General features: G+C 75.5%; 16 protein-coding genes. 9 read left to right on the top strand and 7 right to left on the bottom strand.

The genetic code is table 11. The features are described 5' to 3' along the window. Positions 1 to 965 precede the first annotated feature (965 nt). The 5 genes from IEY94_RS07025 (at position 966) to IEY94_RS07045 (ending at position 5,703) form a co-directional block, all read left to right on the top strand. Positions 966 to 1,370 carry a TraR/DksA family transcriptional regulator gene (locus tag IEY94_RS07025; protein WP_189169386.1) on the top strand — a complete coding sequence of 135 codons (405 nt, stop codon included), beginning with the start codon at positions 966 to 968 and terminating at the stop codon, positions 1,368 to 1,370. A 120-nt stretch (positions 1,371 to 1,490) separates the two neighbouring features. Further along, positions 1,491 to 2,126 carry a signal peptidase II gene (locus IEY94_RS07030; RefSeq protein ID WP_189169387.1) on the top strand — a complete coding sequence of 212 codons (636 nt, stop codon included), beginning with the start codon at positions 1,491 to 1,493 and terminating at the stop codon, positions 2,124 to 2,126. Beyond that, positions 2,123 to 3,055, top strand: coding sequence for an RluA family pseudouridine synthase (locus IEY94_RS07035; protein WP_189169210.1), 933 nt, complete (start codon positions 2,123 to 2,125; stop codon positions 3,053 to 3,055). Before IEY94_RS07030 ends, IEY94_RS07035 begins: the two co-directional genes overlap by 4 nt. A gap of 2 nt (positions 3,056 to 3,057) precedes the next feature. Continuing rightward, positions 3,058 to 3,882: a hypothetical protein gene (locus IEY94_RS07040; RefSeq protein WP_189169211.1), complete on the top strand. Its 825-nt coding sequence runs from the start codon at positions 3,058 to 3,060 to the stop codon at positions 3,880 to 3,882. A gap of 150 nt (positions 3,883 to 4,032) precedes the next feature. Beyond that, complete coding sequence (locus IEY94_RS07045; RefSeq protein ID WP_189169212.1) at positions 4,033 to 5,703, top strand: MinD/ParA family ATP-binding protein; 1,671 nt, start codon at positions 4,033 to 4,035, stop codon at positions 5,701 to 5,703. On the opposite strand, the gene IEY94_RS07050 is transcribed toward IEY94_RS07045, so the two are convergent. Together IEY94_RS07050 and IEY94_RS07055 are read right to left on the bottom strand one after the other, a co-directional pair. Next, positions 5,681 to 6,634, bottom strand: a complete 954-nt coding sequence (locus IEY94_RS07050; RefSeq protein ID WP_189169213.1) for a helix-turn-helix domain-containing protein — start codon at positions 6,632 to 6,634, stop codon at positions 5,681 to 5,683. The two genes, IEY94_RS07045 and IEY94_RS07050, sit on opposite strands and share 23 nt — an antisense overlap. 70 nt (positions 6,635 to 6,704) lie before the next feature. Continuing rightward, entirely contained in the window at positions 6,705 to 7,958 is a 1,254-nt protein-coding gene (locus tag IEY94_RS07055) for a low temperature requirement protein A (protein WP_189169214.1), read from the bottom strand. 260 nt (positions 7,959 to 8,218) lie between these two features. Here IEY94_RS07055 and dnaE point away from each other — a divergent pair, with 260 nt between their 5' ends. Together dnaE and IEY94_RS07065 are read left to right on the top strand one after the other, a co-directional pair. Next, the gene (gene dnaE, locus IEY94_RS07060; RefSeq protein ID WP_189169215.1) at positions 8,219 to 11,758 is read left to right on the top strand and encodes a DNA polymerase III subunit alpha; all 3,540 of its coding nucleotides are present in this window, start codon (positions 8,219 to 8,221) and stop codon (positions 11,756 to 11,758) included. Continuing rightward, positions 11,755 to 12,732, top strand: coding sequence for a DUF2567 domain-containing protein (locus tag IEY94_RS07065; RefSeq protein WP_189169216.1), 978 nt, complete (start codon positions 11,755 to 11,757; stop codon positions 12,730 to 12,732). Before dnaE ends, IEY94_RS07065 begins: the two co-directional genes overlap by 4 nt. Positions 12,733 to 12,822: 90 nt before the next feature. Here IEY94_RS07065 and IEY94_RS07070 read toward each other — a convergent pair whose 3' ends face one another. From IEY94_RS07070 to IEY94_RS07085, 4 genes are all read right to left on the bottom strand, one after another. After that, a complete protein-coding gene (locus IEY94_RS07070; protein WP_189169217.1) occupies positions 12,823 to 13,506 on the bottom strand; it encodes an LON peptidase substrate-binding domain-containing protein in 684 nt (227 codons plus the stop codon). A 177-nt stretch (positions 13,507 to 13,683) separates the two neighbouring features. Continuing rightward, positions 13,684 to 15,186, bottom strand: a complete 1,503-nt coding sequence (locus IEY94_RS07075) for a glycosyltransferase family 4 protein (RefSeq protein WP_229783387.1) — start codon at positions 15,184 to 15,186, stop codon at positions 13,684 to 13,686. An 8-nt stretch (positions 15,187 to 15,194) separates the two neighbouring features. Then, positions 15,195 to 16,778 carry a glycosyltransferase family 4 protein gene (locus IEY94_RS07080; protein ID WP_229783388.1) on the bottom strand — a complete coding sequence of 528 codons (1,584 nt, stop codon included), beginning with the start codon at positions 16,776 to 16,778 and terminating at the stop codon, positions 15,195 to 15,197. Between the two features lie 68 nt (positions 16,779 to 16,846). After that, entirely contained in the window at positions 16,847 to 18,400 is a 1,554-nt protein-coding gene (locus tag IEY94_RS07085; RefSeq protein ID WP_189169390.1) for a glycosyltransferase family 4 protein, read from the bottom strand. Positions 18,401 to 18,714: 314 nt separating this feature from the next. Here IEY94_RS07085 and IEY94_RS07090 point away from each other — a divergent pair, with 314 nt between their 5' ends. Then, a complete protein-coding gene (locus tag IEY94_RS07090) occupies positions 18,715 to 21,378 on the top strand; it encodes a glycosyltransferase family 4 protein (protein ID WP_189169218.1) in 2,664 nt (887 codons plus the stop codon). On the opposite strand, the gene IEY94_RS07095 is transcribed toward IEY94_RS07090, so the two are convergent. After that, entirely contained in the window at positions 21,359 to 23,299 is a 1,941-nt protein-coding gene (locus IEY94_RS07095) for a sensor histidine kinase (protein ID WP_229783420.1), read from the bottom strand. The genes IEY94_RS07090 and IEY94_RS07095 overlap by 20 nt on opposite strands. A 761-nt stretch (positions 23,300 to 24,060) precedes the next feature. On the opposite strand from IEY94_RS07095, the gene IEY94_RS07100 reads away from it, so the two are divergent. After that, complete coding sequence (locus tag IEY94_RS07100; protein WP_229783389.1) at positions 24,061 to 24,837, top strand: DUF4142 domain-containing protein; 777 nt, start codon at positions 24,061 to 24,063, stop codon at positions 24,835 to 24,837. Positions 24,838 to 24,849 lie beyond the last annotated feature (12 nt).

Consider the following 24,849-nt stretch of genomic DNA (forward strand, 5'->3'; position numbering starts at 1 on the left):
TGAACTTTTATGCTGTTCTGACGCCCCGGCGATGGCCCGGGGCGGGCGGGTCGACCGGCGTGGCCGCGGCGGGTTGTCGGGGGAGGGACGCCGCCGTACTGTTGCCAGCCATCGGAGTGCGCGACGGCACGTGGCGCACCGTGGTGTAAATGGGGGACGCCATGGCCGAGCGGGCGGGGACCCGGCGCGGCGCGACGGCGACGACGCGCACGGGTACGCGAACGACCAGCACACAGAGCCGGACACCGGCCGACGAACCCGACACCGGCCGCAGGCCGGCCGGAACCGGCGGTGCGGGGGAGGCCGGCGGGGCGAAGCCGGCGGCCTCGACCGGCGCGAAGTCGGGTGCCGCGAAGCCGGCGGGTGCGGCGAAGCGCGCGCCGACGAAGGCCCCGGCTGTGAAGGCCCCGGCGAAGGCGACGGCGGCGAAGGTCCCGGCCACGGCGGCGGCACCGGCGAAGGCCCCGGCGGCGGAGAAGCCCGCCGCGAAGAAGCCGGCCGGGACGACGGCACCCGCGACGACGGCGGCCGGGAAGTCGGCACCCGCCGAGTCGGCACCCGCGAAGGTGGCGAAGGCGGACGCCGCCAAGGCGGACCCCGCGAAGGTGGCGAAGGCGGCGCGGGCCGCGCCGGCCGGGAGCGCGGCCGCCAAGGCGGCGCCCCGGAAGTCCGCCGCGAAGTCCGCCGCCGCGCCGACCCCCGCCGCCGCGCCCGCCGCTGCCGCCCGGGCCCGGCGGGGAACCGGCGCCGCGGCCGATGCGTCCCTTACCGAAGCGCCCACCGACCGGGCCCGACCCGGTACGTCGGGCGCCGCGGCGGGTAAGGGGGACGGTGCGGCATCCCCGCCGCGCCCCGCGGCCCCCTCCCGGCGCCGCCGGGTCGCCGAGCCGGATCGGCCCGTCGACCCCGTCCGCACGGCCGGCGCGCCCGCCGACCGCCCCGACCGGCCCGCCGAGGAGGCGCAGATGGCCAGTACCGCAGCGACGCGTACCGCGCCGAAGCAGACCCGTACCGCTGCCGAGACCGCGCGCATCCGCGCGGCGCTCCAGGAGCGCCGGGCCGAGCTGAGCGCCGAGTACGACGAGACGCTGACCGAGCTGACCGAACTCCAGCGCGACCGGCTGGCCGACTCGGCCGGCGACGACCAGGCCGACACCGGGACCAAGACCGGCGAGCGGGAGCAGGAGATCACTCTTGCCAACAACCTGGCCGACCGGGTCCTCCAGGTCGAGCGCGCGCTGGAGCGGCTCGACGAGGGCGGGTACGGCTGGTGCGAGCGGTGCGGCAACGCCATCCCGGTCGAGCGGCTGGCCGCGTTCCCGTCGGCGACCCTCTGCGTGACCTGCAAGCAGCTCGCCGAGCGCCGCTGACCCCGCGCGCCGGACCCGCCGGCGGGAACCGGGTGCGCGGTTCGCCGCCCGTACGGTCGCCGATCGCGGCCGGGGTGCGGCGGCGCGCGGCCGTTCCACCCGGCCGACCCGTCGCGGCGGATCGGCGACCGCGCCGCCGACCCGGTAGATTGCGGCGACGGGGTCGAGGGTCCGCGCGGGCCGGGGGAGGGTGTGGCGTTGGGTGAGGCGCGTGGGGACGGGGGCGGGCCGCTGCCCGCCCGGCGGCTGGGGCTGCTGCTCGGACTGGCCGCGGCGGCGTGGGCCGGCGACCTGGCCACCAAGCAGCTCGCGCTGACCCACCTGGCCGACGACCAGCCGGTGCGGCTGCTCGGCGGCGCGGTGTACCTGTCGCTGACCCGCAACAGCGGGGCCGCGTTCAGCCTCGGCGGCGACCACACCTGGATCTTCTCGATCATCGCCTCGACGGCGGTGTGCGTGCTGCTCTGGCTGGCCATCCGGGTGCGGTCGACGCCGTGGGCGGTGGCGCTGGGGCTGATCCTCGGCGGCGTCCTCGGCAACCTGACCGACCGGATTTTCCGCGCCCCCGGCGCGTTCCACGGGCACGTGGTGGACATGGTCTCGCTGTTCGACCCGTACGGCCGGCTGTGGCCGGTCTTCAACGTCGCCGACAGCGCGCTGTTCTGCGGGGTCGGCCTCGCGGTGTACCTGGAGTTCACCGGCCGGACCCGCGACGGCGGCCGCCGGGTCGACGAGCCGCGCGAGGCGGCGGCGTGAGCGGGGGAGCGCGCAGCCTGCCGGTCCCCGACGGCCTCGACGGGCTGCGGGTCGACCAGGCGGTCTCCCGGCTGTTCGGGCTGAGCCGGACGGCCGCCGCCGCGGTCGTGGCGGCCGGCGACGTGCTGCTCGACGGCGCGGTCCGCGACAAGTCCGACCGGGTGCACGCCGGCGGCTGGCTGGAGGTCACGCTGCCCGCCCCGCGCGCGGCGCCCGTCCCGGACCCGACGCCGGTGACCGGCCTGCGCGTGGCGTACAGCGACGACGACATCGTGGTGGTGGACAAGCCGGTCGGCGTGGCCGCGCACGCGAGCCCGGGCTGGACCGGCCCGACCGTCACCGCCGGCCTGGCCGCGCTGGGCCACACGGTCGCCACCGGCGGCGCCGCCGAGCGGCAGGGCGTCGTGCACCGGCTCGACGTCGGCACCACCGGGCTGATGGTGGTGGCCAAGAGCGAGCACGCGTACAGCCAGCTCAAGCGCGCGTTCAGGGAGCGCGAGGTGAGCAAGCGGTACCACGCGCTCGTCCAGGGGCACCCCGACCCGCTGCGCGGCACGATCGACGCGCCGATCGACCGGCACCCCCGGCACGACTACCGGTTCGCGGTGATGTCCGGCGGCAAGCCGAGCGTCACCCACTACGACACGCTGGAGGCGTTCGCCGCGGCCAGCCTGGTCGACATCCGGCTGGAGACCGGGCGCACGCACCAGATCCGGGTGCACTTCGCCGCCCTGCGCCACCCGTGCGTCGGCGACCTGACGTACGGGGCGGACCCGGCCCTCGCGGCGTCACTCGGCGTGACCCGGCAGTGGCTGCACGCGCACCGACTGGGCTTCACCCACCCCGGTACCGGGGAGCCGGTGGAGTTCGTCAGCCCGTACCCCGACGACCTCGCCGCGGCGCTGGCGAAGCTGCGCGGGGCGGGCTGACGATGAGCCTCGGCGACGCCCTGCGCCGGCTCGACCGCTGGGCGCTGCCCCGGCTCGCCGACGGCCTGCGGGCGGGCGCCCGCCGGGCCCGCCGGGTCCGGCTGCCGCTGCTGGGCACCGCGCTGGCCCTGCTGCTCCTGCTCGGCTTCGGCCTGTGGCGGGTCGGCCGGCCCGCCGACCGGGCCGCCGCCGGCCCGCCGGTGCGGGTGGGCGCGGGGCCGGGGGAGAGCGTCGCCGGGTACCGCGCCGCCGCCCGGGCGGAGCTGGCCGGGCTGGGCCGGTCGGCGGTGGGCGAGACGTATGCGCTGGTCACGCTGACCGCGTACCTGGCCCCGGACCGGCTGGCGCCGCTCGCCGGCGGCCTGTCGGTGTCGGCGGCGTACCTGCGGGTACCGCTGCCCGGCGCCGACACCCGGGTGGTCCGGGTGGACGCGTTCCGCGTCCCGGACGATGTCGTGGCCGGGATGAACCAGGTCGCGCTGCGCTTCGACGGCGAGGTGCTGGACTACGAGGAGCTGATCGCCCGGACCGCCGGCACCGACGCGCGCGCCCGCGAGCTGCGCGAGTCGTACCTGGCCCAGCGGCGCGCCGCGAGCGCCGAGGCGGCGGCGCTGCGTTCGGCGTGCTCCTGTGTGTACGCCCTGGTCGTGCGCGCCACGCCGACCGCCCTGAGCCGGGTGGCCCGGCGCGCCGAGGTGCGCATCGTGGACGCCGCGCCGGAGGTGCGCCGGCTCGACCGCACGGTGTTCCTGCCGCCGCTGCCCGAGCACGAGTGCGGCGGCGGAACGGCCAGTGGATGTGTCCCGAAAGTGCCGAATACGCGTTAGGTCGCATCCGTCTATCTTGTGTCGCGTTGAAACTCCCGATGGCGGCATGACCGCCCAACGGACTGCGCGCGCCGCACGCACAGTCCATGTCCGGAGGTCGGAAAAGTCCGTAGCCTCGATGGCGAGACGAGCGGTGCTGGGAGGCAAGCTGTGGAGGGCGCCGAGGTCGATCGGGAGCGCGGGGAGCACCCGGGGCCGCGCTGGCGGGCGCTGCTCGACCGCGCCCGCGGCGGCAGCCGCGCCGAGGACCCCACGCCGGACCCCGGCGACGATTTGTCCTGGTTGGACGAGCACGCCGACGCCCACCGCCCCGACGCCCACCGCCCCGACGCCCACCGCCCCGACGCCCACCGCCCCGACGCCCACCGCCCCGACGCCCACCGCCCCGACGCCCACCGCCCCGACGCCCACCGCCCCGACGCCCACCGCCCCGATGTCCACCGGGTCGACGGCCACCGCTCCGACGCCCCCCGGGCCGACGTGCGGCGGGTCGAGCAGCCGGCCGATCCGCGGCGGCCGGTCCCGCCGGCCCGGCCCGAGCGGCCGCGGTACCCCGACCGGCCGCCGGCCGGGCGCCCCGCGACGTACGGCACCGGCGAGCCGCCGGCCCCCGGCCCGCCGCCCGCCGGACACCGCCCGCCGGAGCCCGGCCGCGACCTGCCGCACCAGCGCCCGCCCGGCGCCGCCGGCGGCTGGCCGGACGAGCGGGCCACCCAGGTCATCCCCGCCGTGCCCCGCCACCCCGGCCCGCCGCCGGGCCGCGGGCCCCACCCCGACCCGCCGCCCGATCCGCGCCACCACCCCGACCGGCCGGGCGCGGTGCCGGAGGAGCCCACCGTCCGGCTGAGCCCGCCCGCTCCCGCCCGCCCGCGCGCCGAGCCCCGCCCCGACCGGCACGGCGACCCCCGCCGCGAGCCGCCGCGCGGTCCCGCCGGCGAGCCGCCCGCGCAGTGGGGGGCCGGCCCGCTGGCCGAGTACGGCGGCGAGTTCTCCTTCCGCGCCACCACCCCCGCCGCCCCCGACGACCCCGCCGTCCTGCTCCGCCGCGACTTCGGCGGCCCGCGCGTCGTCGCGTTCGCCAACCCCAAGGGCGGGGTGCACAAGACCACCGCGACCGTCCTGGCCGCCGCCACCATCGGCGCCGCCCGCGGCCGCGGCGTGGTCGCCTGGGACGACAACGAGCTGCGCGGCACCCTCGGCCTGCGCGCCGGCAGCGCCCGGCACGCCCGGACCGTCCGGCACCTGGTCGCCGCGCTCGGCACGATCGAGCGCGCCCCGGACGCCGCCCTGCGCGCCGAGCTGGACGACTACCTGCGGCACGCCCCCGACGCCTCGTACGACATCCTCGCCGGCGAGGAGAACCCGCGGTTCGCCCAGCAGCTCGACGCGGTCACCGTCCAGCGCGTCCTCGACCTGCTGCGCCGCACCCACGACGTCGTCTGCGTCGACACCGGTAACAACGTGCAGAGCGCCAACTGGCAAACCGTCCTGCGCGGCTGCGACCAGCTCGTCGTCACCACCGTGGCGCGCGAGGACGCGGCGTTCGCCGCCGACTGGATGCTGGACGTCCTGCACGAGAGCGGCCTCGGCGCCCTCGCCGACCGGGCGGTGACGCTGATCTCCGGTACGACGCCACAGCGCTCGCCGCTGGCCGACGACCTGGAGCGGCACTTCGCCTCGCGCACCCGGGCGGTCGTGACCGTCCCCTACGACCCGGCGCTGGAGGCCGGCTCGTCCATCGACCACCACGCCCTGCAGCCGGCCACCCGCCGCGCCTGGCTGCGGGCCGCCGCGGGGATCATGGCGCCGTTCGGGCGGTGAGCCCGCGGGCCGGGCGCGGCGTGGCCCCCGCCGGCCGGCCGGCCGCCTCGGCCTGCCGCTGCGTGTCGCAGATGGCCCGGGCGATCAGCGCCCGGGCCTCGCCGGCGTGCACGGCCCGCTCCTGGAGCGCGGCGAACAGCCGGTCGTACAGCTCGATCTCCTGCGGCCGGGTCACCCGGATCTCGCTGGACGGGATGCCCAGGTGCACCTGCTGGTTGTCGAACATCCAGAACGCCGCCGCCGACACCCCGTACCGCTGCACCGCCGTCGGCACCACGCCCAGCGTGACGTGCGGCAGGTCCATCACCGCGAGCAGGTGGACGAGCTGGCGCTCGTGGTCCTCCGGCCCGCAGTACCGGGCCCGCAGCGCCTCCTCGAACAGCACCACGGCGATCCGCTTGCTCGGCCGCAGCGCCTGCGCCGCCCGCTGCCGGCGCAGCTCCATCGCCTCGTCGAGGTCGTACCCGCCGCCGTGGAACTCGTGCAGGAACGCCAGCGCCCCGCGCATGTACGCGTCGATCTGCAGGATGCCGGGGACGATCAGCGGCTCGTGGATGCGGAACGTCGTGGTCCGCTGGTACAGCGTCCGCGCCCCCGGCCCGCCGGCCCCCTTCATGCCGCCCTTGACCCTGGTCTGCCAGTCGAGGTACTGGCCGTCCACCGCGCGCAGCGCCGCGATCAGCTCGGGGGCGAGCGCCGGCGTGCTGCAGTGCTGGCACCAGTCGCGGATGTTCTGCTCGGTCGGCACCTGGTGCCCGTGCTCCAACCGGGACAGCCGGGTGTAGTGGATGCCGCACAGGGCGGCGAGCGTACGGCCGGTCAGGCCGGCGGAGCGGCGGACCTGCCGCAGCCGGGCGCCCAGGTCGCGGCGCGCCTCGGCAACCGCGCTGAACGGCGCGGGATTCATCGTCCGGGGCGTTGATCGCTGCACCCTGTCCATCCTCGGTGGACATTGCGCGACCGTCAACCGTCCAGCGGGGACGTAGGGTTTCGCTCCGCGGTCAGTCGTCGGCGCCGGCGAGCCGGTCCCGCGCCGGCGCGGGGTCGCGCCGGCCGAGCAGCTCGGACCCCACCACCGGCACCATCGGCGCCAGCATCAGCACCACCAGGCAGATCGCCAGCGGCACGTGCGCCACGGCCAGCAGCACCGCCCCGACCAGCACCGCCGCCGTCCCGGCGAGCAGCAGCACGTGCCCGGCCCCGGCCGTCCGGACCAGGTACGCGTGCAGCCCGTGGATCGCCACCGCGAACACCCCGACCGGCAGCGCGATCGCCAGCGCCGTCCCGCCCGGCCCGAGGTGCGACTCGCCGCTGATCCCGTAGGCCGCCACGTGCATCCCGCCACCGGTCGCGGCGATCGCGCCGAAAATGATCATGTGACCGTACCCCCACACGAACGCCCGCTGCCGGTGCGCGTGCAGGGCCGGCGCCGACGGCAGCAGGTAGTACGTCCACCACATGCCGAAGGTCAGCCCGATCCCGGCGACGACGACGGCCAGCGCGTCGCCGCTCCACCCGTACGTCTCGACGACCGCGCTGAGCGTCGCCACCGTGCCGATCACGCCCTCACCGAGCGTGATGATCGCGAGCAGGCCGTACCGCTCGGCGATGTGGTGGGCGTGCCAGGGCGTGCCGCCGCGGTACCGCTCGGCCAGCACCGGCCCGGCCAGCTCCAGCAGGAACAGGCCGAGCGCGAGCAGCAGCGCCGGCACCGGCCGCAGCCGGACCAGCGCGAGCACCACCCAGCCGACCTGGGCCACGGACAGCGCGGCCGCGTAGGTGCGGCAGGCCCGGCGGTGGGCCGGGTCGTGCCGCCCGGCGCGCAGCCAGAGCGTGAGCATCGAGACCCGCATGATCACGTACCCGAGGACCATGGTCCGCAGGTCCAGGTGGTCCTCGCCGCCGATCGAGTCGAACATCTGCGGCAGGCCCAGCGCCATCACCACGACGCCGACCATCTGGGCCATCGTGGCCAGCCGGAAGCCCCAGTCGTCGTTGTCGAAGGCGCTGGAGAACCAGGAGAAGTTGATCCACGCCCAGCAGATCGCGAACGTGGCGAACGCGAAGCCGACCAGCCCCGCCACGACGTGCGCCTCCGCCACCGCGTGCGCCAGCTTGTCGGCGGCCAGGCCGAAGGCCACCACGAACGTGAGGTCGTACAGCAGCTCCAGCGGCGTGGCGGTGCGGCCCGGCTCGTGCGGGTCCCGCCCGGCCATCCGCCCCAGTCGGTGCGCCATCGTCCGCGCCGCGCTCATCCCGCCCCCTCGACCCGCCCCGACCCGGGCCGCCCGCGGGCCGGGCCCCGGCCGCCCGGGCCGGTCCGCTCGGCTCATTCTGACCCGGGCGGCCCCCCGATCCGGCCCGGACGGCGGTCGTCCGGCCCGGGCGGGGTCGCCGCCATCCCGGCGGCGGCGCCGGCGCGACGCGCCCCGGCCGGGGGACGGCGCCCGAGCCGCTGTGTCGGGGGCGGGGTTTAGGGTGTCGGGGGAGCAAGCCGGGGAAGAGGAGCCGCCGCATGACGGACCCGTTCGTCCACCTGCACGTGCACACCGAGTACTCGATGCTCGACGGCGCGGCCCGCCTCGGCGACCTGTTCGCCGAGGCCGACCGGCTGGGCATGCCGGCGCTCGCGATGAGTGACCACGGCAACATGTTCGGCGCGTACGACTTCTACCAGCAGGCGGTCCGCGCCGGGGTGAAGCCGATCATCGGGGTGGAGAGCTACGTCACGCCGAACTCCCCCCGGCAGGACCGGACCAGGGTCCGCTGGGCCGAGGGCGGCGAGAACGACGTCTCCGGCGGCGGCGCGTACACCCACATGACGATGCTGGCCGCGGACGCCGACGGCCTGCACAACCTGTTCCGCATGCAGTCGCGGGCCAGCATCGAGGGCTACTACTTCAAGCCGCGGGCCGACCGGGAGCTGCTGCACGCGTACGGCAAGGGGCTCATCGCCACCACCGGCTGCCCGTCCGGCGAGATCCAGACCTGGCTGCGGATCGGCAACTTCGAGAAGGCGTGCGAGTCGGCGGGGGAGTTCGCCGACATCTTCGGCCGGGACAACTTCTACCTCGAGCTGATGGACCACGGCCTCGACATCGAGACCCGGGTCCGGGCCGACCTCATCCGGCTGGGCCGCAAGCTCAACCTCAAGCCGGTGGCCACCAACGACCTGCACTACACGTACGCCGACGACGCCGACGCGCACGAGGTGCTGCTGTGCGTCCAGTCCGGCTCGACGATGGCCGACCCGAAGCGGTTCCGGTTCGACGCCCGCGACTTCTACCTCAAGTCCGCCGAGGAGATGCGGGCGCTGTGGGACGCCGAGGTCCCCGGCGCCTGCGACAACACCCTGGAGATCGCCGACAAGATCGGCGACTACGCGTCGGTGTTCGCGTCCCGCAACCTGATGCCGCAGTTCCCGGTGCCGCCCGGCGAGACCGAGGAGTCGGTGCTGCGCCGCGACGTCCTGCGCGGCCTGGCGCACCGCTTCCCCGGCGGGGTGCCGGACGACCGGATGACCCAGGCCGAGTACGAGCTGGACGTCATCATCACGATGGGCTTCCCCGGCTACTTCCTGGTCACCGCCGACCTCGTCGCGTACGCCAAGCGGGAGGGCATCCGGGTCGGCCCGGGCCGCGGCTCGGCCGCGGGCGCGCTGATCGCGTACGCGCTGGGCATCACCGAGCTGGACCCGATGCAGCACGGCCTGCTGTTCGAGCGGTTCCTCAACCCCGACCGGATCTCCATGCCGGACATCGACATGGACTTCGACGAGCGCCGGCGCGGCGACATGATCCGGTACGCCACCGAGAAGTACGGCGACGCCCGGGTGGCGCAGATCATCACGTACGGCACGATCAAGGCGAAGGCCGCGATCAAGGACGCCTCCCGGGTGCTCGGCTACCCGTTCGCGATGGGCGACCGGATCACCAAGGCGATGCCGCCGGCGGTGATGGGCAAGGACATCCCGCTGACCGGCATCTTCGATCCGGCGCACAAGCGGTACCCGGAGGCGGCCGAGTTCCGCCAGCTCTACGAGTCCGACGCCGAGGTCGCCAAGATCGTCGACACGGCGAAGGGCCTGGAGGGCCTGAAGCGGCAGTGGGGCGTGCACGCGGCCGGCGTGATCCTGTCCCGGGACCCGCTGATCGACGTCCTGCCGATCCAGAAGCGCGAGCAGGACGGCGCGATCATCACCCAGTGGGACATGGGTGCGTGCGAGTCCATCGGCCTGCTGAAGATGGACTTCCTCGGCCTGCGCAACCTCACGATCATGGACGACTGCCTGGACGGCATCCGCGACAACAAGGGCATCGACCTGGTCCTGGAGACCCTGCCGCTGGACGACAAGCCCACCTACGAGCTGCTGTCCCGCGGCGACACCCTGGGCGTGTTCCAGTTCGACGGCGGGCCGATGCGGGCGCTGCTGCGCTCGATGGCGCCGGACAACTTCGAGGACATCTCCGCCGTCGGCGCCCTGTACCGGCCGGGTCCGATGGGCGCGAACGCGCACAACGACTACGCCGACCGCAAGAACAAGCGCAAGCCGGTGGTGCCGATCCACCCGGAGCTGGCCGAGGCGCTGGAGGACGTCCTGGGCGACACCTTCGGGTTGATCGTGTACCAGGAGCAGGTCATGGCGATCGCGCAGAAGCTCGCCGGCTACTCCCTCGGCGCCGCGGACCTGCTCCGCCGGGCCATGGGCAAGAAGAAGAAGGAGATCCTCGACAAGGAGTACGTGCCGTTCTCCGGCGGCATGAAGGCCAACGGCTTCTCCGAGGACGCGATCCGGACGCTGTGGGACATCCTGGTCCCGTTCTCCGACTACGCGTTCAACAAGGCCCACTCCGCGGCGTACGGGCTGGTCTCGTACTGGACGGCGTACCTCAAGGCCAACCACCCCGCCGAGTACATGGCCGCGCTGCTCACCTCGGTCGGCGACGACAAGGACAAGTCCGCGATCTACCTGGCCGAGTGCCGCCGGATGGGCATCAAGGTCCTGCCGCCGGACGTCAACGAGTCGGCCGCCCGGTTCACCGCCGTCGGCACCGACATCCGGTTCGGGCTGGCCGCGGTCCGCAACGTCGGCACCAACGTCGTCGAGTCCGTCCGCCGCTGCCGCAAGGACAAGGGCGCCTACACCGACTTCTACGACTACCTGCGCAAGATCGACGCGGTGGCGTGCAACAAGAAGTCGATCGAATCGCTGATCAAGGCCGGCGCCTTCGACTCGATGGAGCACCCGCGGCGCGGCCTGCTGGCCATCCACGCCGACGCCGTCGAGTCGTTCATGGACCTGAAGAAGAACGAGGCGGTCGGCCAGTATGACCTGTTCGGCGACGCGTTCGCCGCAGCCGACGGCGCCGGCGCCCCCGGCCCGATGACCGTCACCCCGACCATCCCCACCGACGAGTGGGACAAGGCCGACCTGCTCGCCTTCGAGCGGGAGATGCTCGGCCTGTACGTCTCGGACCACCCGCTGCTCGGCGTCGAGCACGTCCTCAACGCCGCCGCCGACCTGCCGATCGCCGGGCTCGGCGAGGAGGGCAATGTCGCCGACGGCCAGGTGATCACGCTGGCCGGCATCCTGTCCGGGGTCCAGCGGCGGATCACCAAGCAGGGCCGGGCCTGGGCGTCGGCCACCCTGGAGGACCTCGGCGGGGCGGTCGAGGTCCTGTTCTTCCCGAACACCTACGAGCTGATCGGCCAGTACGTCGCCGAGGACGCCATCGTCGTCGTCAAGGGCCGGGTCGACCGCCGCGACGACCAGCCCCGGCTGATGGCGATGGACCTGTCCATCCCCGACATCACCGCGATCGACGAGGTCCGGCCGCTGGTCCTGACGCTGCCCACCCCCCGCTGCACGCCGCCGGTGGTGGACCGGCTCCGCGAGGTGCTGGTCAGCCACCCCGGCCGCGCCGAGGTGCACGTCAAGCTCGTCAACGGCTCCCGGCACCGGCTGCTCCGGCTGAACCCGCACCGGGTGGCGCCGACGACGGCGCTGAAGGCGGACCTGAAGGCGCTGCTCGGCCCGAGCGCGGTGACCGGATGACCACCCCACCCCCGAACCCCACCGACCCGCCCGACCACCACCGGCCGTTCGCCGCCCCCGCCGATCCACCGGCGCCACCCGCCGCCGGATCGAGCGAGCCGGAGCGGCCGGCCGCCGAGCCGGGCGGGCCGCACGTCGGGACGGCCGACGGCGGCTGGCCCGCGGCCGGGTACGGCGGCGGGCCGTTCGACCCGTCACCGTTCGGGCGGCGGCCGCGCGACCTCGGCCCGCAGCTCTGGCGCGCCGCCGCGGTGCTGGCCGTGCTCGCCGTCCTCGGCGCCCCGCTCGGGCTGCTGTGGCGGGCGCTCGCCCCGGACGTCCCGCTGCGGATGACCGAGGACGGCCCGATCCTCACCTCGCCGCAGCCGGAGCAGTTCGTCGCCGCCGACGGCTGGTTCGCGCTGCTCGGCGTCGCGTTCGGCGTGCTGGCCGCGGTGGTCGTGTGGGCGTGGCTGCGCCGGTACCGGGGCGCGATCCAACTCGCCGCCGTCGTCCTCGGCGCCGTCGCCGCCGGCCTGATCGGCTGGTGGGTCGGCCGGCAGCTCGGCCTGGCCGCGTACCGCGACCTCATCGACACCGCGGCCGCCGGCACCCTGCTGGAGAAGCCGGCGGACCTGCGCGCCAGCGAGATCACCCGCCTCGGCGGCCTGCTCCCGGTGGTCCGCGGCGACGTGCTGGCCCCCGCGCTCGGCGCCGCGGTGGTGTACACCCTGCTGGCCGGCTGGTCCCGCTACCCGGGCCTGCGCCCGCACGAGGAGGCCGAGCAGTCGGCCGCCCTGACCCTGGCCCACGCCGCGGCCACCCGGCCGCCGGCCGAGCCGTGGGCCACCCCCGCCCCTCCGCCGACCCATCCGTGGGCCGGCGCGCCCCTCGCCCCGGACAACCACCCGCAGGCCCCGCCCGCCGACACACCGGCCCCACCCCCGACCGCCACCCCGCCGCCACCCCCCGACAGCGACCCCACCCGGCCGTAGCCGACCCTCGCTCGCAGGCTTGATCCCCCTGCCGGGGCACCCGCCCCTTCCCGCGCCGCGCGCAAGCAGGGCGGCCGGATGGCCGTGGGGTCAGTTCGGCAGGGGCCGGGTGGACCACTGGTCCAGCGGTGTCGGCACCGCCCGGACCCGGCGCAGCAGCGCACACTCCCGCCGCAGCAACTGCCGCCCCGTCCGCAGCCGCGCCGCCGTGTCCGGCGCCGCCAGCAGCAACTGCCGGTCGTCGATGCCCAGCGTCACCGCGGCCCCCACCAGGTACGACACCACCAGCGGATCGGTCGGCAACTGCTCGGCCGCCGCCGCCGGCCCGCGCAGCAGCCCCAGGTACCGCCGCAGCTCGGTCAGCACCCCCGGCGCCAGCGCCGCCGCGGCGGCGTCCGTGTGCTCGGGCAGCCAGCGCACCTCCGCGGTGAGGTACGGCGCGGCGGCGGTGTCCATCCCGGTGACCTCGAACCGGCGGCGGCCGACGGAGACGATGTCGTACCGGCCGTCCGGGTGCGCGGTGATCGAGCGGACCACGGCCGCGCAGCCGATGCCGTGCAGCGTGACCGCGCGGCCGCCGCCGCGCAGCGGCGGGTTCAGCAGGGCGTTGCCGCGGTGGATGGCGACGACCCCGAACTGCCGGGGCGCGGCCGGCGGCAGGGCGATCAGGTCGCGGGCCAGCGCCCGGTACCGGTCCTCGGTGACCGACAGGGGCAGCACGAGCCCGGGGAAGAGCACCGTCGCCAGCGGGAACAGCGCCAGGCGCGCACTCATCGGACCACCCTATCCCGCGCCGGCCCCGCCGGGCAGTCCCGCCGTCCGCCCCCGCCGGCCGGCGCCACCCCCACCGTGGGCGCGCCGCGAACCGCCGGAACCGATGTGGACGGGCGGTGCGGAAACGGCAGCGGCGCGCCCCGTACCCGGGACGCGCCGCCATGACCGACCCCGACGCTACGCCGGGCGCTCCAGTAGCCGCGAGTACAGCGCGTCCAGCAGCTTGGCCTGCGCCTCCCAGGTCCAGTGGGACAACAGGTCCGAGTCGTACGCCGCCCGGTACCGCGCCGGGTCGTCGAGCACCGCCCGGACCGCCCGCGCGTAGTCGGCGGTGTCCCGGGCCCGGAACACCTCGCCCTGCCCGGACGAGCGGACCTGCTCGGCCATCGTCCGAACGTCGCTGACCACGATCGGCAGCCGGGCCTGCGAGTACTCGAAGAACTTCGTGATCAGCGCGATCTCGTGGTTCGGGTAGTGATGCAGCGGGATCACGCCGACGTCGGCGCTGCCCAGGAACCGCACCACCTCGTCGTGCCGGACGAACGGGTGCACGTGCAGCCGGTCGGCCACCCCGAGCCGGTCGGCCAGCTCGCGCAACTCGGTGACGTACGCGCTCGTGGGCACGTTCACCACGAACGCGGTGTGCACGTCCGGCAGGTGCGGCATCGCCTCGACCATGGTGCGCAGGCCGCGCTGCTCGGCGGCGCCGCCGCTGTACACGACGAGCGGGGTTGCCGGGTCGAGGCCGCACAGCGTGCGCAGGCCGGGGGTGTCCGCCGCGTCGGCCGTCGCCGGGGCGTTGAGGATCACCGTGGGCCGTTGGGGGAGGTCATGCTCGCGCTGGAGCATCTCGGCGAGCGTGTCCGAGACCGTGACGACGGCGTCGGCGTAGCCGCCGTACTCGCGTTCGTGGTCCATGTTGGCCCGCTTCCAGCGGACGTTGTCCACCCAGGGGCGGATGCCGGGCAGGAACTCGTGCGCGTCCCAGACGAGCTTGACGTCGCGACCCTTGAGCCGGGCGCGCAGCGCCGCCCGGGCGCCGACGCCGAGCATCCGGAAGTCGTGGGCGTGGATGAGGTCGGGCTGCAACCGGTCGATGACCGGGCCGTACGACAGCTCGTAGTTCCACAGCGTGGGGTCGAGCTGCCGCCAGCTCCGCCGTCCCTGCACAGCGCGGGTGACCACGGCGTACCCGCGGTCCAGCGGGCCGGCGTGCCGGCGCGGCGCGCGGGCCTTGGCCAGCAGTTCGCTGCGCAGCCGGACCCAGCGCCGGCTGACCCGGTGGGCGAACTGCTCGCCGCGCAGCCGGGTCGACGGCTCGCGGCCGGCGAGGCCGGCGTCGACCCGGCGCTCGGCCAGGCTGGCCGCCCAGCCGGCAATCCACTCCTTGCGGTACTCCTCGACCCCGTTCGGCGGGTAGGCCAGCGGGTAGCGCAGCCAGGAACGGTGGTACGCCTGCCGGGGCGCGCCGTACGCGCCGGTGTTGCGCAGGATCTGCACCCGGGCCCCGCCGAGCTGCTCGGTGCGCGACCGGGACGCCCGGCCGATCAGGTGCACCTCCCAGCCGGCGTCGGCGGCGGACATCGCGATCTTCTGGACCCGGGAGTCGTTGGTGATGTCCTTGTGGACGAGCATGACGATCCGCCCGCGGGCAGCGGCGGGTTCGGGCGTGGCGGTCACGGGCTTCCTCAGCGGGTCGGGGACGGGTCGGTGCCGGCGAGCGCGGCCGGCGCGGCGGGTGCGCCCGGCTGGGCGGGAGCGCGGACCGCGGACCCCGCCGCGGGTGCGGCGGGTCCGCCGAGGCGGGTGTACAGCGCGTGCAGGCCGCGGACCTCCTCGGCCCACGTCCACCGGTCGAGCAGGCCGGGCGCGGCGAGGGCGCGTCGGTACCGGTCCGGGTCGGCGAGCACGGTGCGGACGGCGCGGGCGAAGTCCTCGGTGTCCTCGGCGGCGAACACCTCGCCCTGCCCGGTGCGCGCGACCATCGTGGCGATCGTGCGCACGTCGCTGGTAACCAGCGGGAGGTGGGCGTGCGAGTACTCGAAGAACTTGGTGTTGAGCGATAGCTCGTGGTTCGGCCAGTGGACGTTGCCGATGAGCCCGACCGAGGCGGTGCGGACGTACTCGACGAGGTACCAGTGCGGCACGTACGGCGTGAGGTGCAGCCGGTCGCCGACGCCCAGCGCGGCCGCCCGGGCGACCAGCTCCCGCGGGTACGGCGCGGCCGGCTTGCCGATCACCAGCGCGAGGTGCACCCCGGGCAGCAGCGGCAGCGCCTCGACGAACGTGTCCAGCCCGCGCTGCGGGGCGGGGCTACCGCTGTACACGAGTAGCGGGGTGTCGGCGGGCAGGCCGCAGGTGCGGCGCAGGTCGCCGTACCGTTCCCGGTCGGCGTCGGTGACGGGGTGATCGAGAGCCGGCACGTTCTGCAGTACGAGGGGGCGCTCGGGCAGCGCGAGGTCGCGTTCGAGCAGGTCGGCGATCGGTTCGGCGACGGTGACGACGGCGTCGGCGTGCCGGACGTACTCGCGCTGGTAGGCCAGGTGCGCGGGCAGCCAGCGGTCGGCGAGCCCGGCGCCGGCCATGCCGGGCAGGTACTCGTGGGCGTCCCAGACCACCCGGACCTCGCGCCCGGCGAGCCGGGCCCGCCGCGCGGCGCGGACGGCGACGCCGAGCATGCGGGTGTCGTTGGCGTGGATGATGTCCGGTGCGAGCGTGTCGATGGTCCGGCCGAGGGCGGTCTCGTACCGCCACAGGTACGGCTCCAGCGTCCGCCACGCGCGGTCGCCGCGGCAGCGCCGGGCCAGCCGGTAGCGGAGCCGGTCGAGCAGGGTGATCCGCTGGTCCGCCGCGTTCTTCGCCGCGGTCTGGCGGCGGCGCAGGCCGGCCCACCGAGCGCGCAGCCAGCCGGCCGGCGGCGGCGGGTGGCCGGCGACGGCGGCGGTGAACTCCCGGTCCGCGGCCCGCAGCGCGGCGCCGTCGGTGGCCCGCCGCGCCGCCATCGGGCTCGGGTGTGCCAGCGGGGTGCGCCAGCCCCGCCGGTACGCGCGCTCGCGCAGCAGCCGGGCGCGGGGGATCCGCAGCAGGCTCACCCGGGCGTCCCCGCAGGACCATCGCTTCGGGCCGTCGGGCGAGACGCCCAGCAGCGTGACCCGCCAGCCGGCCGCGGCGGTCGTGCGGGCGGTCTTCTGGACCCGGGAGTCGCCCTCCACGGCGTTGTCGACGAGCATGACGATGTGGCCCGGTGGCGGGGCCGGTGCGTCCTCGATCATCCTGTGTGGATATGCCTTTCCCGTGTGCTGTGTGGTGGTATGCCCAGTATTGCCCAGAGTGGCGCGGGCTAGTTGGCGACCCCGGGAGCGTGCGCGCCGTCGGCCGGGGTCAGCGGCGCGCGGCGGGCCGGCAGCAGCGGCGCCGGGCCGCGGCCGAGGAGCTGCCGGTACCGCTGGAGCAGCACCTGCACCTCCTCCTCCCACGTCCACCGCACCAGCACGTCGGACTTGTCGTACACCGCCCGGTACCGCGCCGGGTCGGCCAGCACCGCCCGGACCGCCCGGGCCAGGTCCTCGACGTCCTCGGCGGCGAACACCTCGCCCTGCCCGGTGCGCTGGACCATCGCCGCGATGGTGGCGACGTCGCTGGTGACCAGCGGCAGGCGGGCGTGCGAGTACTCGAAGAACTTCGTGTTCAGCGACAGCTCGTGGTTGGGCCAGTGCACGTTGCCGATCAGGCCGACGTCGGCGGTGGCCAGCGACGCGACCACGTACCAGTGCGGGACGTGCGGCAGCAGGTGCACCCGCTTGCGCACGCCCTGCCGGACGGCCTGCTCCATCAGCCGGGCGACGTACCGGTGGCCGGACTGCCCGACGGCGAGCGCCAGGTGCACCCCGGGCAGCAGGCGCAGCGCGCTGACCATCGTGCCGAGGCCGCGCTGGGCGGCCGCCGCGCCGCTGTACACCAGCAGCGGGGTGTCCGGGCCGAGGCCGGCGAGGCCGCGCACGTCGCCGTACCGCTGCCGGTCGGCGGCGGTGACCGGCCGCTCGAACGCCGGGACGTTCTGCAGCACCGCCGGCCGCTCGGTCAGCGCGTGGTCGCGCTGGAGCAGGTCGGCGATCGGCTCCGAGACGGTGACGACGGCGTGGACCTCGGGCAGGTACTCGTCCAGGTAGCGCAGGTGGGCGGGCAGCCAGCGCTTCTCGGCGCCGGCCTGGCGCATGCCGGGCAGGTACTCGTGGGCGTCCCAGAGCAGCTTCACCCCGCGGCCGGCGAGCCGGGCGCGGCGGACCGCGCGGGCGCCGACGCCGAGCATCCGGACGTCGTTGGCGTGGATCAGGTCGGGCGCCAGCTCGTCGATGATCGGGCCGACGGCGACCTCGTACCGCCACAGGTACGGCTCCAGGCGGCGCCACGAGCGGGTGCCGAACCGGCGGTGGGCCAGCCGGTAGCGCAGCTCGTCGAGGCGGCTGATCCGCATGTCCGCGACGGCCTTGGCGGCGGTCTGGGCGCGGCGCAGGTCGACCCAGCGGCGCTGGGCGAGGCGCAGCAGGCCGGTGCCGCGGCGGGCCAGCCAGCGCGGGCCGCGGCCGGCGACGGGCGCGGCGCCGGCGAGGAAGACGCGGTCGGCGTGCCGGAGCGCGGTGCGGCCGGCGTGCCGCTCGGCGTGGGCGTCGCTGGCGTACGCCAGGGGGTGCCGCAGCGAGCGGCGGAAGCTGCGTGGGCGGGGCCGGGGGAGCGGCTCGACCCGGGCGGTGCGGGCGGTGGCGGCGCCGATCGACCAGGTGCGCGGGTCGTCGGTGGTGACGCCGAGCAGGGTCACGTCCCAGCCGGCCGCGGCGGCGCTGCGGGCCGCCTTCTGTACCCGCGAGTCGCGGACCACGTCGTTGTCGACCAGCATGACGATCCGGCCGGGCGGCCGTTCGTCGGCGGGGTGGCCCGGCTGCCGGGGAGTGGTGGGCTCTTGGTCGGTCATCCAGCGCAGCCTAGGGTTTTATGCCTAAATGTCGGAATTGCCGAGCCAACTCCGACGGGTGAATGGCCGGGCGAACCAGTTGATCAAGACCCGCTATTGCCGCGGGACGTATAGGATTCGCCCGGTAATTCGGCTCAAGGCTCTCCTTCGGTGCTTTACAGACATCCCCGAGGCCGCGCCGCCCCGGACGGCCGCGGGTCGTTATGTGTCCGGTGGCTACCCCGATGGAGGTTCCTTTCATGTCCCAGCCCCGCCGTCCACGCCTCGCCGTCGTGGTGGCCAACGGCATCACCGGCGACTCCCGCGTCCAGAAGTCGGCCATCGCCGCCGCCCGGGCCGGCTGGGACGTGGCGCTGCTCGGCGTCGCCACCGACGGCGCCGTGCACCGGTCGATGATGGGCCCGATCCGGGTCTCCCGGGTGGTCGTCCCCGCGTACGTGCGGACCAGCGCCAACGCCCACCCGTGGCGCAGCGCCGTCACCCAGTTCGGCATCGGGCACCGCACCGTCCTGCCGTACTTCGACGCCAACCACCGCGCCGCCGAGCGCCGCGCCACCGCCCGCATCGGCGACCTGCGCAGCACCGCCCGCAACGGCGGGCCGGTCGGCGCGATGGCGGTGCCGGCGCGGATCGCGCTCACCGGCTCGCTGAAGATCCGGCGGGCCGTGCACCAGCTCCGCCGGCGGGCGTTCCTGTGGGAGCAGCGGCAGAAGCGGCGGCCGTCCGGCACCTGGTACCGGGACTGGCCGCAGCTCGTCGACCTGGACAACTCGCTCGGCCCGGCGATCGAGCGGATCCGCCCGGACGTCATCCACGCCAACGACATCACCACCATCGGGGTGGTCGGGCAGGCGGTGTCCCGGATGCGCGCCCGCGGCGAGCAGGTGCGCTGGCTGTACGACGCGCACGAGTTCGTCCCCGGCGTGGACTGGCCGACGCCGCACCAGCGGGCCGCGTACCTGGACCTGGAGGACTCGTTCATCCGCCGGGCCGACACCGTCGTCACCGTCTCGCCGGAGATCGCCGCCCGGATCCGCCAGGTGTACGGCCTGGCCGAGCTGCCCCGGGTCGTCCGCAACACCCCGATCCGCGCGTGCGTCGGGCAGGCCCCCGAGCAGGCCACCGTCCGGGAGATCTGCGGGCTGAACGAGGACGTGCCGCTGCTGGTGTACTCCGGCTGGATCTCCGCCGAGCGCGGGCTCGGCTCGGCCATCGGCGCGCTGACCCACCTGCCCGATTTCCACCTGGCGATCGTGGCCGGGCGCTCGCACCCCGAGCTGGACGGGCTGCTCGTCCAGGCCGAGGACCTGGGGATCGCCGACCGGGTGCACGTGGTGCCGTACGTGGCCCAGCACACCGTCGCCGACTACCTCTCCAGCGCCGACATCGGGCTGATCTGCTCCAAGCGGACGCTGAACTACGAGCTGTCCCTGCCCACCAAGATGGCCGAGTACCTGCACGCCGGCCTGCCGGTGGCGGTCAGCGACGTCAAGGCCAACAGCGCCTTCGTCCGCGAGCGCGGCGTCGGCGAGGTGTTCTCCGCCGGCGACCCGACCAGCCTCGCGACCGCGGTCAAGACGATCATCGGCAACCGGGACGCCTACCGCGCCCGGATCAGCGACGACCTGCTCGACGAGCTGTCCTGGGAGCAGCAGAGCGAGGAGCTGCTGCGGGTGTACCGGGAGCTGTGCCCGGTGCCCGACCCCGAGGCCCGCCCGGAGCTGCCGTGGGGGCTGGAGGAGGGCGCCCGGGTCAGCCGGGTGCGCACCGGCGACGGCAGCGAGGAGGAGTCGGCCGACGAGGACGACGACGAGGCCGAGCTGAGCGCCCCGCCGCCGGTGATCGCGCACTGGCGCAAGATCACCCCGGAGTCGCGGATCCGGCTGGGCCTCGGCCCGGCCAACTACGCCGGGCAGGGCGCGGCGTTCGCCTCCGCGATCTGCCGGCGGCGGCCCGACGTCGGCGCCGAGGTGGTGATGTGGCGGCAGCCGGACTCGTTCGACTACCCGGCCGACGAGTACCTCGACGTCGACACGCTGCCCGACGCCGACCTGCAGGCGCAGCGGATGAAGAGCATCCTCGAGCGGTACACCCACGTGCTCGCAGACGCGTTCCTGCCGGTCTTCGGCCACCTGTACGGCGGGGCGATCGACAAGGAGCTGCCGATCCTGCGCCGGGCCGGGATCAAGACCGCGATCCTCGCCCACGGCAGCGAGATCCGGCACCCGCTGCGGCACATGGAGCGGCACCGCTGGTCGATGTTCCGCGACGCCCCCGCGTGGATGGTGGAGAACCTGACCGGCCGGGTCGAGCAGAACCTCAAGATCGTGGCCAACGGCAAGCTGCCGGTGTACGTGACCACCCCGGACCTGCTCGCCGACGTGCCGACCGCGACCTGGGTGCCGCTGGTCGTCGACGTCGCCGCGTGGGACTCCGACGAGCCGGTCATGCAGCGCACCCGGCCGCTGGTCCTGCACGCGCCGTCGAAGCGGTGGACCAAGGGCACCGACCACATCCTGCCGGTCGTCGAGGACCTGCACCGCAAGGGCCGGATCGAGCTGCGGCTGGCCGAGAACGTCCCGTGGGCGCAGGTCCGCGAGCTGGTCAAGACGTGCGACATCGTGCTGGACCAGTTCACCACCGGCAGCTTCGGCACGTTCGCGGTCGAGGCGATGGCCGCCGGCCGGCCCGTCGTCGGGTACATCACCGACGAGGTGGCCAAGGTCGTCGGCGGGGACCTGCCGATCGTCAGCGCCGGCACCGGCGAGCTGCGCGGGGCGCTGGAGTCGCTGCTGGCCGACCGGGAGGGCACCGCGCGGATCGGGGCGGCGTCGCGGACGTACGCGCACAAGTTCCACGACGGGGCGATGACGGCCCGGATCCTCAGCGACTTCCTGAGCTGAGCGCGCCGCCGGGGCGCGGCAGGAACACCCGGAACGTACTGCCGCGCCCCGGCGCCGAGTCCACCGCCACGTCCCCGCCGTGCGCTCGGACCACCCGGCGCACCAGGGCCAGCCCGAGGCCGGGCCCGCCGGCCCGCCCGGCCGGCTCGCCGACCCGGCCGAACACCTCGAACACCCGCTCCCGGTCCGCCGCGTCGATCCCGACGCCGGTGTCGGTGACGCTCCAGTACGCCCCGGCCGCGTCCGCCCGGGCGGCCACCGTGATCCGGCCGTCGGCCGGGGTGAACCGGATCGCGTTGGCCAGCAGGTTCTCCAGCGCCCGGCGCAGGTGCCGGGCGTCCGCGGTCACCGTGATCGGCGGCAGGTGCACGTCGGTGCGCAGCCGCTTGCGGTCCAGCACCGGGCGCAGCAGGGCCAGCAGCTCGCCGGTGATCCGGTCCAGCCGCAGCGGCGCGACGTCCAGGTCCAGCCGGCCCGCCTCGGCCCGGGACAGGTCCAGCAGCGCGTTGATCAGCCCGAGGAGCTGCCGGCCGCTGTGCAGGATGTGCCGGCTCCACTGCCCGTGCGTGGCCGCCTCGTCCAGGTCGGACACCAGCAGGTCGGCGAAGCCGATGATCGCGTTCAGCGGGGTGCGCAGCTCGTGGCTCATCGCGGCCAGGAACTCGCCCTTGGCCCGGTTCGCCGCCCGCAGCGCCCGCACCGACCCGGCCAGCTCGCTGGCCAGCCGGCGCTGCCCGGCCAGCGCGGCGTCCCGCTCGGCCAGCACCGCGCCGCGCTCGGCGAGCACGCTGGCCTGCGCGGCCAGCCCGGCGAGCAGGTGCAGGTCGTCGTCCCGGAACAGCCCGGCCCAGGTGTGCAGGACGAGCAGCGCGCCGCCGCGCAGCCGCGGCGCGGGCAACGCCATCGCGGTGACGTGCAGTGGCCGGCCCGCCGCCGCGGCCCGCGCGGCCGGGTCCCGCAGCAGCCCGTCCGCCGTACCGGCCGGCAGCCGCCGCGGCTGCGGCCCGGCCAGCAGCGCCGCCACCCGGTCCCGGGGCACCCGCGGCGCCGGACCGGCCACCGGGTCGCCGGCCCGGGCCGCCTCGTGCATCCAGCCGGCGCCGTCCGGGATCAGCACGACCACCACGTCCGCGCGGGCGATGTCGCGGACCAGTTCGGCGTACCGGTGCCAGACCTCGCCCGGCCGCTCGGTGGCCGGCGCGTCCAGCAGCTTGTGCCCGGCGGCCGCCGCGGTCGCCGCCGCCCAGGTGCGCCGGGCCCACGGCGGCGGCAGGAACGCCACCAGGTACGCCACCGACGAGGTCAGCATCAGCGCCAGGAAGGCCAGGGCGATCACCGTGCCGACGCCGTCGGCCGGGGCGAGCCGGTTGAACCCGTCGTCCGGCGCCCGCCCGCTGATCGTCCCGCCGGCCGCCGCGATCGGCAGCAGGGCCAGGCAGCAGGTGCCCAGCGTCGCCGCGCGCAGCCGGGCCCGGGCCGAGCCGCGGCGGTGCCGGGCCGCCCCGGCCAGCAGCCCGGCCGCGGCCAGCTCGCCGCCGAGGAAGACCGCCAGGTACCCCAGCGCGAGCCAGCACGGCAGCGGCCGGGGCGTGAGCAGCAGCGGCCCGGTCAGCGCCAGCGCCCCGGCGGCCGCGGCCCGGGGCAGCCAGCGCGGCACCGGGCGGAGCTGCCCGACCAGCCGCAGCATCAGGTACGGGTCGGCCAGGTACCCGACCAGCAGCAGCGCCCCGAGCAGCGGCGGCGGCTGCCGCCCGGCGAGCAGCAGCAGCTCGGTGACCACGCCGAGCAGGGACGCGGCGAAGGCGAGCGCCACCCAGCCCTGCAGCGGCTCGCGCCGGCGCAGCCAGGTGGCGGCGGCGTGTACGAAGATCACCACTGGGATCAGCACCGCGACCGTGCCCAGCGGCCCGGCCCACCCCATCACTCGCCCACCGCCCGATCAGGACCCCGGACCTCCGCCGGGGCGGCCACCACGGTAGCGGTTCACCCGCGCAGCAGCGAGACCGCGTGCGCGACGGCGCCGGCCAGCCTCGGCTCGGCCGGGTGGCCAGCGGGCGGCCCAGTGGGCCAGCCCGCGGCCGAACTCGGCGACCCGGCCGGGGGCGGGGTGGCGCGCAGCGCCCGGACGGCGTGCCCGACCGGATGAGCCGGTCCCGGTACCCGTCGAGCCCGCCGGGGTACGGTGCCGGCGGCGAGCGCCTCGGCCACCATCGGGGCGTGTGGGACAACCAGCCGGCGCGCTCGGGCCCGCTGCCGGCGAGCCGGTCGAGGGCGGCGTCGAGGGCGTTGTCGGGGGATGCGGTCGTGCGCCGATCGTCCGACCTGAACCGGACTTCACCGCAGCCCGCGGTGTCCGCGGGTTGCCCCGTCGATATCCGCATTCGTCGGACCAGTCATAACCGGCATTCCCGATATCAGCCATGGCGCGCGCGGCGCTACCCGGTGCCCGGGCCGGGTGCCGGCCGCGGCCGTCCGCACCGCCGCCGGCACCCGCCGGACGCCCCACAGCGGCCCACCCGCCGCTGTCGTCCGATCGGCCCCGTTGATCCGAAGCCTGCGCCGGCGCGTACCTCAGTCCGTCACACCCGGGCGTGGTGTCATGAGGAGGTCGGCGTGTTCGCTATCGGTGGTATGTCGAGGTGGGGCAGGCGCCTCACGGGGTTGGCGATCGCCGCTGCCACGATGGTTCTGTTGAGCCCCGGCGTCGGCCGTGCCGAACCCGGCGTGCCGGACCCCCCGAACGAGCTGATCCCCGACCGCGGCGTCGGCGCCATCGCCGCGGCCGACCGCGACTTCGTGGTGAAGGTGCGCCTGGCCGGCCTGTGGGAGATCCCCGCCGGCGGGCTGGCGCAGGACCGGTCGCAGAACGACCGGATCAAGTCCGTCGGGCGCGACATCGCCGACCAGCACCGGGAACTCGACCGCCTGGTCGTCGAGGCGGCCCGCAAGCTCGGGGTCTCCCTGCCCGACGAGCCCAACGCGGACCAGCAGGGCTGGCTCAACGAGATGCGCAACTCGCGGGGTACCCAGTTCGACCAGATCTACATCGACCGGCTGCGGGCGGCGCACGGGAAGATCTTCCCCGCCATCGCGACGATCCGCGCCAGCACCCGCAACGACACGGTGCGCAAGCTCGCCCAGCGCGCGAACCAGTTCGTCATGACCCACATGACGCTGCTGGAGAGCAGCGGAATCGTCAACTTCGCGGCCCTGCCGACCGCGCCGCCGCCGTCCCCCGCGGCCGCCGGCGGCGCCAACGCGGGAGCGCGGGCGGGCGGGGTCGGCAGCACCAGGGTGCGGCCGGCTTCGGTGATCAGTGGTGTTCCGCCGAACGTCAACACCACCCTGCTGATCGTCATGGCGATGGCCGGCGTCGGGCTGGTCGTCCTGGTCGGCAGCCGGATGGTGCGGCGGGGCGCCCGGGTCCGCCGGTATCGGTCGCCGCGGCACAGCGACTGACGGTGGTCGAGT

Source organism: Pilimelia anulata (genome assembly GCF_014647895.1).
GTDB lineage: Bacteria > Actinomycetota > Actinomycetes > Mycobacteriales > Micromonosporaceae > Pilimelia > Pilimelia anulata.

Bases quoted from the DNA above. Each gene is read 5' to 3' on its own strand.
- IEY94_RS07025 (WP_189169386.1), top strand. From the start codon at position 966: ATGGCCAGTACCGCAGCGACGCGTACCGCGCCGAAGCAGACCCGTACC.
- IEY94_RS07085 (WP_189169390.1), bottom strand. From the start codon at position 18,400: ATGCTGGTCGACAACGACGTGGTCCGCGACTCGCGGGTACAGAAGGCG.
- IEY94_RS07055 (WP_189169214.1), bottom strand. From the start codon at position 7,958: ATGAGCGCGGCGCGGACGATGGCGCACCGACTGGGGCGGATGGCCGGG.
- IEY94_RS07080 (WP_229783388.1), bottom strand. From the start codon at position 16,778: ATGATCGAGGACGCACCGGCCCCGCCACCGGGCCACATCGTCATGCTC.
- IEY94_RS07095 (WP_229783420.1), bottom strand. From the start codon at position 23,299: ATGGGGTGGGCCGGGCCGCTGGGCACGGTCGCGGTGCTGATCCCAGTG.
- IEY94_RS07090 (WP_189169218.1), top strand. From the start codon at position 18,715: ATGTCCCAGCCCCGCCGTCCACGCCTCGCCGTCGTGGTGGCCAACGGC.
- IEY94_RS07100 (WP_229783389.1), top strand. From the start codon at position 24,061: ATGGTTCTGTTGAGCCCCGGCGTCGGCCGTGCCGAACCCGGCGTGCCG.
- IEY94_RS07040 (WP_189169211.1), top strand. From the start codon at position 3,058: ATGAGCCTCGGCGACGCCCTGCGCCGGCTCGACCGCTGGGCGCTGCCC.
- dnaE (WP_189169215.1), top strand. From the start codon at position 8,219: ATGACGGACCCGTTCGTCCACCTGCACGTGCACACCGAGTACTCGATG.
- IEY94_RS07070 (WP_189169217.1), bottom strand. From the start codon at position 13,506: ATGAGTGCGCGCCTGGCGCTGTTCCCGCTGGCGACGGTGCTCTTCCCC.
- IEY94_RS07065 (WP_189169216.1), top strand. From the start codon at position 11,755: ATGACCACCCCACCCCCGAACCCCACCGACCCGCCCGACCACCACCGG.